8 protein-coding genes and 1 pseudogene are annotated in these 14,026 nt (G+C 55.4%); 4 read left to right on the forward strand and 5 right to left on the reverse strand.

What is annotated here, in order from left to right; translation table 11 throughout:
* Positions 1–46 precede the first annotated feature (46 nt).
* A complete protein-coding gene (locus tag RMSM_RS34285) occupies positions 47–1,897 on the forward strand; it encodes a DUF4139 domain-containing protein (protein WP_008708566.1) in 1,851 nt (616 codons plus the stop codon).
* Between the two features lie 161 nt (positions 1,898–2,058).
* Here the strand turns inward: RMSM_RS34285 and RMSM_RS34290 are convergent, their stop codons facing one another.
* Positions 2,059–2,994: a carbohydrate kinase family protein gene (locus RMSM_RS34290; RefSeq protein ID WP_008708568.1), complete on the reverse strand. Its 936-nt coding sequence runs from the start codon at positions 2,992–2,994 to the stop codon at positions 2,059–2,061.
* Positions 2,995–3,299: 305 nt separating this feature from the next.
* Here RMSM_RS34290 and RMSM_RS34295 point away from each other — a divergent pair, with 305 nt between their 5' ends.
* The gene (locus tag RMSM_RS34295; protein ID WP_008708572.1) at positions 3,300–5,483 is read left to right on the forward strand and encodes a PQQ-like beta-propeller repeat protein; all 2,184 of its coding nucleotides are present in this window, start codon (positions 3,300–3,302) and stop codon (positions 5,481–5,483) included.
* An 86-nt stretch (positions 5,484–5,569) separates the two neighbouring features.
* Here RMSM_RS34295 and RMSM_RS34300 read toward each other — a convergent pair whose 3' ends face one another.
* From RMSM_RS34300 to RMSM_RS34315, 4 genes are all read right to left on the reverse strand, one after another.
* Entirely contained in the window at positions 5,570–6,034 is a 465-nt protein-coding gene (locus RMSM_RS34300; RefSeq protein WP_236622418.1) for a hypothetical protein, read from the reverse strand.
* Complete coding sequence (locus tag RMSM_RS34305; protein WP_008708576.1) at positions 6,004–6,954, reverse strand: HD-GYP domain-containing protein; 951 nt, start codon at positions 6,952–6,954, stop codon at positions 6,004–6,006. Before RMSM_RS34305 ends, RMSM_RS34300 begins: the two co-directional genes overlap by 31 nt.
* A 235-nt stretch (positions 6,955–7,189) precedes the next feature.
* A complete protein-coding gene (locus tag RMSM_RS34310) occupies positions 7,190–8,239 on the reverse strand; it encodes an NAD-dependent epimerase/dehydratase family protein (RefSeq protein ID WP_040771055.1) in 1,050 nt (349 codons plus the stop codon).
* Between the two features lie 232 nt (positions 8,240–8,471).
* On the reverse strand, positions 8,472–11,654 hold the full coding sequence (locus RMSM_RS34315) for a serine/threonine protein kinase (protein WP_008708580.1): 3,183 nt from the start codon (positions 11,652–11,654) through the stop codon (positions 8,472–8,474).
* A 324-nt stretch (positions 11,655–11,978) separates the two neighbouring features.
* Here RMSM_RS34315 and glgA point away from each other — a divergent pair, with 324 nt between their 5' ends.
* Both glgA and RMSM_RS34325 read left to right on the forward strand, forming a co-directional pair.
* Positions 11,979–13,511 carry a glycogen synthase GlgA gene (gene glgA / locus RMSM_RS34320; RefSeq protein WP_008708581.1) on the forward strand — a complete coding sequence of 511 codons (1,533 nt, stop codon included), beginning with the start codon at positions 11,979–11,981 and terminating at the stop codon, positions 13,509–13,511.
* A gap of 89 nt (positions 13,512–13,600) precedes the next feature.
* Positions 13,601–14,026, forward strand: a pseudogene (locus tag RMSM_RS34325) (hypothetical protein); the annotation flags it as partial.

Consider the following 14,026-nt stretch of genomic DNA (forward strand, 5'->3'; position numbering starts at 1 on the left):
CGCAAATGAAATACACGCACATGGATCACGCGAACAGGAACCCACAATGATTTCTTTCAAAAACGATGCACTTGCGATCACGATCACCGCGGCAACGCTGTTGCACTCGATTGCCTTGACCGGTTGTCAAACGAACGCTGCCGAGCCTATCGCTGCAGGCACCGAAACGATCGATTCGGTGACGCTGTACCGCGACCAAGCCACTGTCATGCGGCAGATCGACGTCCCCGCGTCGACTCAGTTGCAGCAAATCCGGGTGACCGATCTACCGGAGAGCTATGTGGATGGAACTGCGTTCTCACAATGTGAATCGGGCAGCGTCATTCGATCGACTCGCGTGATGACCGTCGATTCGCTTTCGCCCGAAAACGAGCAAAAAGTCAAAACGCTTGCTGACCAATACGCGTCGCTGGTTCGTGATCTGAATAATGCCCAACAATCATCCACGGTGATCGAACAGGATCTGATCACGCTCGAGAAACTTGTCGACTTCTCGGCAAGCAAAACGCTTGAAAACTTGGATCGTGCCACGCTCGACGTGCGATCCGTTACCGCATTGACCGACTTCACCATGCAGCGGCGACGGCAACTCGCCAGGGAATTGCATGAACAACAAATCGCGATCGAAGATCTGACAAAGGCGATTCAAGTTAACCGGGCCAGCATCGAATCGATCCACAACACGCGCGGCAAAACGAGTGAAGCGCTGATCGAAGTGATCTCTGCCGACGGCGGTCCACTGCGGTTCAGCTACCAAGTCAGCGATGCAGGATGGTCACCGAGCTACACCGTCCGAGGCAAACGCATCGATCAAAAAACTGCGGAATTTGCAATCGAATTCAAAAGCGTCATTGTTCAGAACAGCGGCGAAGATTGGAACGATGTGAAGTTGACCTTGTCGACCGCTCAACCCGATTTGCACTCCGCCGGTCCAGGTTTGACTCCCTTGCGAATTGGCATCGCGGAATCAAGTGCGAGCTCATCATCGCGAAGTTCGTCAATGGCACCAAAGGAACTCGAAATCCCCTCATGGCAAGATCAGATGGTTTGGCATCGCGACATCACTCGTAATGCAGAATCGGGAATGAAACAAATTGCCGAACTCGAGGCCCCTGCGGAAATCAAACGCGACATTGCGATCGATGCGGGTTCCGACATCAGCGACGAGAGCTACAAGATCACCGACCGTATCAAAATCCCAAGTCGGCTTGAACACCAAACGGTCGCAGTCACGCGAGACACATTGCCGGGTGATTTGAACTACGTCGTCACGCCACTGCTAAGTAGTTTTGCGTTTCGTGAAGCGGACTTAAAAAACACGATCGGCCGGAACATGATCGCAGGCGACGCCGATATCTACTTGGATGAAAACTTTATCGGCAAAACCACACTGCCGCCCACCGCAGCGGGACAACGTTTCCGCATCGGTTTCGGAGCCGACCGTCAAGTCCGAACCAGACGTGAACTAATGTCGCGTGATTCGTCGGTCCATGGCGGCAACCAACGTGTCGCAATGAAATACCGGCTGGTCGTTTCTAACTATCACGACACCGTGATCCCCATCCGCTTGTTGGACCGCATTCCGCTGGCCATGCAAAACGAATCAGTCAGCGTTACGTTGGCGACCGACACCGCAAATCAATTGTCCACCGATCCGCTGTATCTACGAATGCAAAGACCGACAGGAATATTGCGTTGGGACCTCGAAATTCCCGCCGAGCGATTTGGCAGCGACGCTTTCGATTTCGAATATCAGTTTACGATCGAACTCGATCGAGAAAAACGCATCGTTGGTGACCGCATGTTCGAACAGATGCGAAGCGACTATCGGTTCGAGAACACAGGCGGTGGCGGTTTCGGTGGCGGCATGGGAGGTATGGGCGGCGGATCGTTTTAATAACCGTAAACCGAAAGCGACACGGTTATACATGCAGGTTCAAGCAAACAACGCGGATGCCGGATCGGCAGACGCCATTGCAGATTTTTCATCGATCCGGCGCTAACCAAAACGGCCTTCGACTAGCGTGGCTGCGGAGTAATTGGCGTCCTTGATCCGGCCTACGACTGTTTCAGCATCGCGGAAACCTGGCTTGCATCAAAGGCAAACGCTCCCAATTCGGTAGCGTTTTGTGCAGCAACAATCGAGGCAACTTTCGCACACTCGCGCACCGAACGTCCTTGCGTCCAAGCCCACAGGAACGCACCGTGATAGGTATCGCCGCAGCCGGTGGTGTCTCGGACGTGGTCCACTCGGGTTGCCGCTTGATGCCAAGGCGTCTCGCCGTTTGCGGCAATCCAACTGCCCTGTTCACCGCAAGTCACTCCAACGCAACTGGCCGGAAACTCACGCTGCAGGAACTCGACAAGTGATGCGGTTGAAACTTTGCCGCAGTTTTGCGTCCGTACTTTGAAATGTTCGAATGCAAAATGCTCGGACACGATCAAAATGTCACTTGCCTGGACAAGCGGCAGCACCTCGCTGCGGTAGCGATGGGCTCCGCCGTCAAACGAGACGAGCGTGCCGTGCTGCTTGGCGACCTCGATCGCTCGTGAACAAGCCCGCAAGTGTCGACCGTTGAGATGAAGAATTTTTGACGCGGCAACGGCGTGTTCCAACTCGTCGCTGCAGGGCAATTCGCGTTCACTGGCGGGCGAAAACACGATCGTCCGCGATGCCGACGCGGCGTTGACCCAAATTGTCGCCAACGACGCGGATTGATCGTCGCTTTGCCGGACATGTGTCACGTCCACCGATGCGGCGCGTAATGCTGCCAAAATCGACTCGGACATCGGATCAATCCCGAGTAAATCAGCAAACGCGACGCGGCCACCGAGAGCGCCCGCGGTCGCGGTGGCCACGGCAACGCCGCCCCCGACTCCTACCGCTCGCTGCTGGGCCCGCACCACCGTTTCCTCGGCCGGAAAACCGTCCACCACCATCACGGCGTCGAGAACCGAAACTCCGATGCCGAGCACGTCAAACCGTTTTTGCAATTGAGTTTCCTTGTTTCTTGACTGGCTCCCTTGACACCGCGGCGGCTCGCATCAATTATCAATCATTCTATGACGAAGATGACTGGACTTGCAAAACGCTTTCTCAAAGCGGCCCCTGTTTGTCCACGCGACGCTCGCGTGGCGGCTGCAATCGATTCCAGTCGCGTCACTCACCATGTTGTCGGATATCCATTGCTGTGGCTCACTGGCATCTCCTGGACACGTTTGCGTCGCGACGCAACCTCGTCCGCGTCCGCTCTTTCCCCGCCTTCCTCACTGTCGCCCTCTGCAGCACTCTGCTGACGATGACGCTTGGTGCCGCTTCGGCATCCGCAGCGGACATCGATCCGATGGATTGGCCCAATTGGCGAGGGCCTCAACAAAACAGCTGCTCGCACGAGACCGGGTTGATCGAAAAGTTTAACCCCAAAGCAGGCGACGGCAGTAACGTTTTATGGAAGAGCGACTTTGCCGCTGGCATCTCCACGCCGATCGTGATGCACGGACGCCTTTATACCATCGTGCGTGACTCACCGGGCACCCGCAAGGATGCCGAAAAAGTGATTTGTTTGGATGCCGCCAACGGCGAACTGATTTGGGAGAACATCTACAACGTGTTTCTCTCGGACGTGCCCGCCGAACGCGTCGGATGGTCCAACGTTTGTGGCGACCCCGAGACCAATCAAGTCTATGCGCTCGGTGCATGTTGTTTACTGCAGTGCATCGACGGCGAAACCGGAAAAACGCTTTGGGAACGCTCGTTGAGCGAAGAATACGGGATGCTCAGCACGTATGGCGGCCGCACGAATTCGCCGGTGGTGTTCGAAAACCTTGTCATCATCAGTGGCGTGACCACCGGCTGGGATGAAACCGCCCGTCCGGCTCACCGCTTCTTTGCATTTGATAAAAACAAGGGCGATTTGGTTTGGATCACGAGCACGCGACCGCTTCCCGAAGACACCACCTACAGCACCCCGACGATCGCAGTGATCAACGGCCAACAAGTTTTGGTGACGGGCTCAGGCGACGGCATGATTCATGCCATCCAGCCACGCACCGGCAAGGTGCTTTGGCAAGAAGCCCTTTCGCGTCGTGGCATCAACACCAGCGTCACAGTCGACGACGAAGGCAAAGTGTACGCCAGCCACGGTGAAGAAAATCCTGAGGGAACGGCAATGGGCGCGGTCGTCCGGATCGATGGCGAATTTGCGTCGATCGATTCGGCCTCGGCCCAGCAGTGGCGAACTGAAGAACTGACCGTTGGAAAAAGCTCGCCGCTGAAGGTCAAGAACCGAATTTATGTGGTCGAAGACTCTTCCCGATTACACATCTTGGATAGCGAAACAGGCGAGGAAATTGGCAAGCCGCTGAAGCTTGGCACCGCGATGCGAGGCAGCCTGCTGTACGCCGACGGTAAGATTTATGCGTGCACCGCGACCGGCTATTTCTATGTACTGAAACCGAGCGAAGACGGTGTCGAGACGCTGTTCAAAGTTCGACTGCCCAGCGGGCATGACGTCGGCGGATCACCGATCGTTTCGCATGGACGCATCTACTTGCCGACCACCGGTGGTTTGTTCTGTCTCGGCAACAAAGACGTCGAACCGAGCATGGGACCGATCGAGCCATCGGCAAGCGAGATTCCCGTCAGCGAAAACCTTCAAGTCGCTCAACTGCAATTGATCCCCGCCGAGGCGATCGTTCGCCAAGGAAGCACGCTACCATTACAAGTGATTGCGTTCAACTCGCTCGGCCAACGACTCGATTCGCAGCCGACCGATTTGACGTTCGATGTCACAGTCGATGGCGGCACGGTTGATTCCGACGGGCTATTCCATTCGTCCGGCGACCATGCTCATCAAGCGGCGATCATCACCGTTCGAAGCGGTTCGATCTCGCAACAAGCTCGGTTACGGGTGATTCCAGATTTGCCGTGGATGTTCGATTTCTCCTCGGGCGAAGTTCCCGTGACTTGGATCGGAGCTCGTTACCGTCACGAAGCTCGCGTGATTGACGGTAATCCCGCGATGGTCAAGATCACCACGATCCCCAAAGGAACTCGCAGCCAAACGTGGATGGGCCCCGCGGATTTGAGCGACTACACCGTTACGGCGGATGTCAAAGCAGCCGCCGGAGCCTCAAAACTTCCTGATATCGGATTGATCAACGGACGCTACACGCTTGATTTGATGGGCGAGTCACAACAACTGCAAATCCGCACCTGGACCGCTCAATTGCGGATGGCAAAGAGTGTTCCGCTGCAGTGGCAGGCGGATACTTGGTACACGCTGAAGGTGCAAACCAAAGTGGAAAACGGCGAAGCGATCGTCCGTGGCAAAGTGTGGCCAAGGGATCAGACCGAGCCGAGCGAGTGGACGTTGACGGCAACCGACGAAGCCCCGAACCATCAGGGCAGCCCCGGGTTGTTTGGCAACGCCACCAATGCAGAAATTTTTATCGATAACGTCTCGGCGAGCCGCGAACGGTAAGCTGTGATTGGATGAGTTACCTCGCGAAGATCCAATTCGCGAATTTTGAAACGCCGCGCAACCCAAATGCCATCGGGCTCGTGCAATTAGTGCGTCGATTCCATTTGCGGTTCCAGCGACGGCTCAAACGCGTCCAGACTGGGCGAATACTTGTGCAGCAAGATCGTGCCGATTTCGAAGCAAGCTTCACCGAGTCGGCGGACTCGCGTGACGCGTACTCGGACCCAGAATGTGGGTAGCACGACGCGAAGCTCTTCCTCAGGAAAGAACTGCACCGAACTTAAAAATCCAGCACCGGTGCGTGAGAAGTCGCGGGTGTAGATTCCAATCGGACGGTTTGGACGCGGACAAAACGGCAAAGCGACGTCCGACCACAACAGACCGCGAGTGCGAATGCTGATGCGTTGGTTGCTACGTTCGTCGGTGGGAAATGAATTGGATGCCTCGCCGTTGCTGGCGAAGTAATCAGACAATTCCACAGGCAACTGAATATCCCAGTGCACCTGTTCGATCAGTCCGCTTAGGCGCTGAGAATAATCGACTTCCAACATTCCAACACCTCTGGATCGAATGACGCGGAACCCTCACGCTCGAGTATCTCAAGAGCCTTGTGGCGTGTAAGGGGTTTTCGGTAAGGACGCTGGCTGGTCAGTGCTTCGAACACGTCCACCACCGCACAGATTTTGGCCCACGGGTGAATTTCAGAGCCCACACATCCGACCGGATATCCATGGCCATCCATCCGTTCGTGATGCTGATAGACCATCAATAATTGGCCTTCGTTCAAATCGGTTCGTTTCGCCAGTTTGCGGAACCCTAAACCAGGATGACGTTTAACCTGTCGAAATTCCCAGTCATCAAGCTTGCCCGGCTTGCTGAGAATCCGGTCGTCGATATCGAGTTTGCCGAGATCGTGAAGCAGACCGCCTGTGGTGATTTGTTCGACCTCTTCGGCCGAGTACCCCAAGCCGGCGGCCAACATCGCCGAATAGAACGCGACATTGGTTGAATGGGTAAAGGTGGCGTAGTCGTGGTGTAGTACGCGGAACATATCGCTGGCGGCAAACTCGTCTCGCGTAATAATTTCGGCAGTCAACGCGCCGAGTTGGCTGACCGTTGCGACCGCTTCGTTGACATCACGATTGCCAAACGCCGAGCGGAGCGTATCGAGCACGACTTCGTTCAACGCGCCGACTTGCAATTGCGGCGTGACATTGCTGGAAACTAAATCCGCATCCAGCAAACGACGCAGATAGGATTGATAACGGGGTCCCGATTCTTTTTCGATATACAGTAGGTGATTGCCGCGATCACGAAGACGGTCCAGATCATCCAACGTCAACGGATACGTGGCGCCGCGGTAAAGAACGAACCGCCCCGAATCCTGTTCACGCTGAAACAGATCCAGCCCAACCGCACTTGCGGGCAGCAAGGTCGCGACGCTAATCGGTAGAAAGTCCAGAGCGAGCATTCGAAACGCACCTAAAGGTTCATCTCAACAACCTTACGTCAGGTCATTGCCTAAAAACCTAGGACGTACGTTCGCACCCCGCCGGATGTATCCCCTCTGAAAATTCACTTTTCTTCACTAGGCGAGCGGTGCCCACCGTCTTTAATCGGTGTAACCCCTACGACACTCCCATCGTGAACCGACACCATCATGACGCACCACTGTCCGATCGGAAGCAAGTGCAATCAAAGTGAGCTCAGGAAGATTTTTGTTCAGCGGATGCAATCATTTGTTGAAGGATTTCTTTCAGTGAAACCCTGATATCCCAATCGGGATAATGAGCTCTCAACTTGGACAAATCGCTGATGTAACAGATGTGATCTCCCTTTCGATTGTCTTCGGCAAGCGAAAAGTCCAACTTATATCCCCCAATCTCTTCAATCAACGCGATGCACTCCAGCACGCTGGCGGCATTTTCGCGGCCGCCGCCGATATTATAGACCTCGCCTGGACGCGGATTCTTGGCAAACGCTTCGAATGCTTTGACCACGTCACTGCATTCGATTTGATCACGGACTTGTTTTCCCTTGTAACCAAAGATGGTGTAGGGTTTGCCCACGACGGCGACGTGGACGAGATAGCTGAGAAAGCCGTGCAACTCGACACCACTATGGCTGGCCCCGGTTAAACAGCCGCCACGGAACACTCCGGTCTTCAACCCAAAGTACTTGCCGTACTCTTGTGCCAAGACATCCGCAGCCGTTTTGGAAGCGCCAAACAACGAGTGCATCGTTTGGTCAATTCGGCATGATTCGTCGATCCCGTCAAAGTCCTCGGGGTTGGCGTATTCCCAACGTGTATCGAGTTCTTTTAGCGGCAATTCGTTCGGCGCGTCACCGTACACCTTGTTCGTGCTCATGTGGCAAAACACGGCGTCCGGAGCAAATTGGCGGGTCGCTTCGAGCAGGTTTAGCGTGCCGACCGCGTTGACCTCGAAGTCCAGAAACGGGATCGCAGCCGCTTTGTCGTGCGATGGTTGGGCGGCGCAGTGAACGACAAGATCTGGAGGCTCATTTTTGAACAAATCCAAAATCGCATCGCGGTCGCGAATGTCGATCGAAACGGTGCGAAAGTTCTTCGTTTCTGACTCGAGTTGACTCTGATTCCAACGGGTGCTGCCATCAGGACCGAAAAAGGTCGCTCGCATGTCATTGTCAATCCCGATCACTTGATCGCCTGCGGCGTCCCAATGACGGACAGCCGCCGAACCGATCAACCCGCTTGACCCCGTTACCATTACTCTCATGAGATTCTCTGTCCTGTCGCGAAATCAAAACCGTGTCGTTGCCGTGATGCTGTATGGCGATTGATTGCTGCGATTGTAGTTGCCAGCGACATCCCGACTAGGTTGGAGCGTCGTTCAACCCACGACATTCAAGAAATCATCACCTGCATAAAACGTATAACCGGACACTGCAAAAACACACACACGACTTCCGCGACGCCCCACTCAAATCCCCTTCAGCTGCAACGCAGCACTAGGGCGTTACCACAAATTCGGCAGGCAACTCGTATTTCCCTTCGGCAGCTTGACGTGTCGTAATCAACAATTCCTTCTTACCCGGACGTGTGGGATCATCTGCGACGACCCAAATCAGAGCTTGCTTGACGTCATGCGACCCGGTGGCGGTTTTGTCTGGATTGGCGCCCAACAGCAAATCTGTCAGCACTTGGCGAAACGGCATCTCCTTTTTCGCAAACCCGCGTATCTGCTGATTCTGAGTGATCCCCATCTTCTGTAAATCGCCACCGATGATTCGCATCGGCGGAACCTCGGTCCCCTCGGGTAACGAAGCCGCAAATTGCTCGGCGATAATGTTGATGCCAAATTCAAGCGACTCTTGGTCAAACGTCACGGACATCTTTTCGGCAAGCAACTCATCCAACGTAAACGTCTTCTTGGGTGTCGTCGCAGCAACGTTCGGTCCGGCGTCGCCGGTGGTATTGATCGCGAACAAGGTAGCCAGTGTGATCTGCGACGCCGCATCGGCAGGCAAATAGGCGTTGCTGATTGCGGCTTGGTCGGCGACGCCAAAGCGAGAATAATTGCTCAGAAAACCCATCATCGCAGGCAACTGGTTCGCCAACAAACGCCATGACGAATCCGGCACGGCATCAAGTACAAAATCCCGTGCCCATTGCGGAGTCTCCTCGATCGCCTGTTTCAGATTTTGCATCAACGTCGCTTCGCCAATCCCGCCACTCGGAGACAATCGCACCTCGGTATACAGTCGGTCTTCGTCAAAGTGAGCCAAACACATCGCGGCGGCTACGTCGGGAATCAAAAATGATTTCAACGGAGGCTCCAGACGAGGCGCACCGACTTCGATCAATTTTCGTCCATCGGCGAACAGAAAATTTGGCGTTACGATCAAGGCCAGATCGTTTTTCGTACTCGTTGCATCCCACAGCGACTGCATACTGCGAGGCAGCAGGATGTTCGCACCACCGTTTTCGGCAATCTCTTTTGCGCGAGCAATCGACGAAACCGAGAACCGCGTCACTTGGTTCTCGCTCGTATCGGCGTCGTTGATGAAGTACGCATCCGAGTCGAGTTCGTCTCCCGCATACAACGTCGCTCCATCAGGCGTACGTGATGCCGACACGTCCCATGCTTCGGTCAACGTATCGACCGAGACAGGATCCTGCAGCGTGACCGCAAGCGAAATTTCGGGCCACCCATCGGTGCCCTTGTGCATTGCAATCGAAAGCCGGTCCATCTGTTCAACCGGCACTTTCGCACGTGCCGACGCTTGATCAAGCAACTGCTTTAGATCCGGTGCAAGAGAATCAAGAAAATTGCTGCCGCTACTCTTTGCACGTAGTTCCGCAAAGTTCACCGTCATGATCAACGATGGCCCCGGCGGAAGCATCTCAAGCGGCGCTGCGGACTCTGTGACGAAAGGTGGTAACCACAACAATCGATCATCATCCACCACTTGATACCCCGGTATCGCTACCGACGTGGGCTCGCGTTGGGCTGGCTTGGGCTGCGAATCAACATCACGACCACTGACCGAGGGAATGCGAGCAGGAATAGGCGGACGCGGTCGCTTGCGGACCTCTTGCCTTGACTCGCCCGGGCCGCCGACGATCAACATGATCACCAGCATCACGACCATCACCGATAAACCGCCCAAAATGAGTGGCGCTTTGTTGGATTTCTTTTTCCGGCGACGACGTCTCGCCGGTGGCGGTGGTGGCGTCTCGGATTCAGGCGGTGCGACTGGCGGAGCGACAATTTTTTCGGTTGTCACGGCCGGCACCACAGCGACCGGAGCGGACTCAGATGCACTTTCCTGCGCGGCGTCTGTTTCAGCGCTATCCGGTTGGGCAAGATCCGCTTGGGCAGTGACCGCAGACGACGGGTTCGCCGCGACCGACGCCACCGAACTTGCGGCGGCAGGTTCGCTGGCGACGGGTTCGCTTGGCGGTGCTTTGGCTGCCGAAGTTTTGCTTGGTGAAGGCTTATCTGCTTTCGCCTCGGTCGACGATGGCGGCTTGGTGACCGACGCCGCATCGTCGCTTGCGCCAGCGGATTCGCCGACCGCTGCTGCCGTGTCGCTTTCGATCGGAGGTGCGGTGGGAGTCGCGGCCGCCGATGGCGAGGAGGCAGCCGGATCGATCATCGCCGCCGTCGCACGCAGCGCATCGGCAAACTGGGCGATCGAGGCAAATCGTGACTGTGGATTCTTTGCCAGCGCAAACGCCACCACTCGCAACAACGGATCACCTGCCTCACCTGCTGCGACCGCTTTGGCGATCGGCGACGGAATTTGCGAAGCATGCAGCGCCATCAACTCGTCAACCGAATCCGCCTGGAACGGCATCTTCCCGATCACCATCCGGCAAATCAGACACCCCAGCGAATAAATGTCCGTCGCGGCGCTGCAGGGCGTTGAGGGATCCGCTAGCTCTGGAGCCGCATAAGCATGCGGCGACTCGAGCACATCCAACCAGGAATAGGGATTCGTCAGCATCGCGGAAACGGCGGGCCCCGATGGATCTCGCAACAAACGTATCGCCCCCTCTTTGCCAATCCACACTCGATCGGCTCGTACGTCGCCATGCCACAGCGAACTGGCATGCAACGCGGTCAACGCGTCACAGATCGCAATCCCAATCTCACACGCACGTTTCGCCTTGATCCGTGGATGCTTTTTCAACACCTCCGACAGCACCTCGCCGCTCGGCAGCGGCGAAAAAACCACAATGTTGTCGTCGACGCGATCCAATTCAATCGACTGAAGCGACGATTGAGTCACGCCGGCGTGGGCGGCAATCCATTGATCCCGACCGCCGCTCAGCTGTTCCGGAGTGGGACGAAACAGTACGCCCAAGCCCGCTTCGCGATCCGCATCCTGCTCGTTCGACCGCCGAACCACCGGCAACCAACGACTCAGCGGCGGCGCCGCAGCAGCATCGGTTTGCAGATATCCGCCATAACGCAAGCTCGTTTTTTCGGAAACCAGAAGCTGCTTAGCTTGATACTGCGTCAGCACACGGGACTTGACCAAGTATTTAGCCAGCGTGACCGCATCGTCGGGCGGCAATCCCCCGGTTTTCTCGGCATAACTCGCCGCGTATCGTTTGCACCCCGCCGCATCGGTTACACCGTTACGAACCAATCTTGCCCAGAATTCGCTTAGTGCGACCGTCATGAATAAACAACAATTCGATGTCGAGAAGGAAACGCTTGTAGGGGAAAAACGCTTTCGCCGCTGAATAGTCTAATGGATTGACCGATTTCAGCCGACCACGGCATTAGCGGGGCGGTCTCTTGTAGCCCGTCTGATCAAACAGCCCGTCTGATCAACCGCTGGCGATCGCCCAGTGCCATCAGCTCCGTCGCAGGTGACTTTTGTCAACTTTACTCCGTTAGTTTTTCAGCAACGTAGAGCTTTCAGACGAATCGAGCTAGACTTTTAAGATAACGAGCGCTGCGACAGCGATCCCATCACGAACATGCATCACTTGAGTTTCCATTGAATATTGTCTTTCTATCGACTGAGGCCGTCCCGTTCGCCAAGACGGGTGGACTCGCTGACGTATGTGGCACTCTCCCCTCGAAAGTCGCCGCGTTGGGGCATCGAGCCACGTTGATCATGCCCGCATTTCGAAGCATTCGCAGTGCAGGATTGCCAATCGAGTCGACCGACACCAGTTTCGCGATCCCGATGAGCCCTCAGAAGCTGATTGGGGCACGCATCCTGAAATCAAAACTGCCTGACGGAGACGTCCCAGTCTGGTTTATCGACCAACCGCAATATTTCGATCGCGAATCGCTGTACGGTACCTCCAACGGCGACTACCCGGACAATGCCGAACGATTCGCATTCTTTTGTCGCGCCGCAATGCATGCGATCTCGCGACTCGAAGGGCCCATCGATATCGTCCACTGCAATGATTGGCAATCGGGATTGGTGCCCGCGATGATGGCGGCCGAACCTAATGCCTATCCCTGGATCAAAAAAGCTTCGTCCATCTTCACCATCCATAACCTGGCATACCAAGGTCATTTCGACCGCGACTCGTTCCGCTGGACCGGACTGGATTGGAAACATTTCAATTCCAATCAGTTCGAGTACTACAACCATCTGAACTTTTTGAAGACCGGCATCGTCACCGCCGATATGATCACCACGGTCAGCCCCAAGTATGCCGAGGAGATTTGCGGCCCCGAACAAGGCTGTGGACTCGACGGTGTACTACGCGGTCGACACGACCGGCTTTCGGGAATCATAAACGGAATCGACCAAACGGTTTGGAATCCCGAAACTGACACCAAGCTTGCGGCAACCTATGACGCTCGTTTTTACAAACAAGGCAAGCTGGCGAACAAGCGTGAGATCCAACAGCGGTTTGGCCTCGAGCCCAACGAGTCACTCCCGATGATCGGACTTGTGGGGCGATTAGCAAGCCAAAAAGGCTGGGACATGATCCTGCCGGTGCTGCAAGCTCATTTGGCTGAGGATCGTCCGGCACAGTGGGTTGTGCTCGGTAGCGGCGAGGCTCGTTACGAGGAACCGCTTCGCCAATTGGCGCAAGCTTTCCCCAAACGCTTTGCCTTGTATCTCGGTTTTAGCGACGAATTAGCACACTTAATCGAAGCCGGCTCGGATGTCTTTGTGATGCCAAGTCTATACGAGCCGTGCGGACTGAACCAATTGTATAGCCTTCGCTACGGCACTGTGCCGATTGTCACAGAGACTGGTGGCCTAGCGAACACCGTGGTCGACTGTACAGCAGAAACACTCAAAAACGGCACTGCAACAGGCTTTTTCATCCCCGCGGTCAACGCGGAATCGCTGGACCAAACCATTGGACGGGCATTGCACCTGAGATATCACGAAAAAGAAAAATGGCAACAAATTATTGAGACCGGAATGTCGCAAGACTTCTCGTGGCGGCATAGCGCCGACCAGTACATCGAACTTTATGCAAAAACCATTGCCCTTAAAAACTCGAAGGAAAAAACGATCATCAAACGTCGAGATGAATCAGCAACTTTTCGCTAATTTTGTCTCGCCAAACCCTACGAACATCCGTTAGGATCACGTATGGTCCCTGCACCCCCACAGGAATTGGTGCACCAAAATAAACCTGTATGCGAAGTAGTCCCTTGATCGAAAACGCCCCCTCGCGAATCGCGAATCGAAACAAAAAATTGGTGCGTCTACAGCGACGCGGTGGGGCCCCAACGAAGCCCGCTTCACACGAGGCGGAAACACGATTACTTGAAACGAGCAGTTGTGCCGAATCCCGCCTCGATCCGATCACGGGCGACTGGACAATCTTTGCACCTCATCGCGAAGCACGTCCGGATCAATTTGGCAGCGAGCAGCGAGTTGCATCTACGGCCGCGATGGAGTGCCCTTTCTGTGCCGGTGAAGAACACACCACGCCGCCACCAACCTGGGTCGCCAAGATCAATCCCGACGACAGCTTTCAAGTGCTGTACCCAAGCTCGGACGGCGCTACCGCACCGCCGGACACCACAAGCGATTGGTCCGTTCGTGTCGTCCCCAACAAA

This window comes from Rhodopirellula maiorica SM1 (genome assembly GCF_000346295.1).
GTDB classification, from domain to species: domain Bacteria; phylum Planctomycetota; class Planctomycetia; order Pirellulales; family Pirellulaceae; genus Novipirellula; species Novipirellula maiorica.

Excerpts from the sequence above, each read along its gene's own strand:
- RMSM_RS34285 (WP_008708566.1), top strand. The coding sequence starts at position 47 with ATGATTTCTTTCAAAAACGATGCACTTGCGATCACGATCACCGCGGCA.
- RMSM_RS34295 (WP_008708572.1), top strand. The coding sequence starts at position 3,300 with ATGACGCTTGGTGCCGCTTCGGCATCCGCAGCGGACATCGATCCGATG.
- RMSM_RS34300 (WP_236622418.1), bottom strand. The coding sequence starts at position 6,034 with ATGTTGGAAGTCGATTATTCTCAGCGCCTAAGCGGACTGATCGAACAG.
- RMSM_RS34305 (WP_008708576.1), bottom strand. The coding sequence starts at position 6,954 with ATGCTCGCTCTGGACTTTCTACCGATTAGCGTCGCGACCTTGCTGCCC.
- RMSM_RS34310 (WP_040771055.1), bottom strand. The coding sequence starts at position 8,239 with ATGAGAGTAATGGTAACGGGGTCAAGCGGGTTGATCGGTTCGGCGGCT.
- RMSM_RS34315 (WP_008708580.1), bottom strand. The coding sequence starts at position 11,654 with ATGACGGTCGCACTAAGCGAATTCTGGGCAAGATTGGTTCGTAACGGT.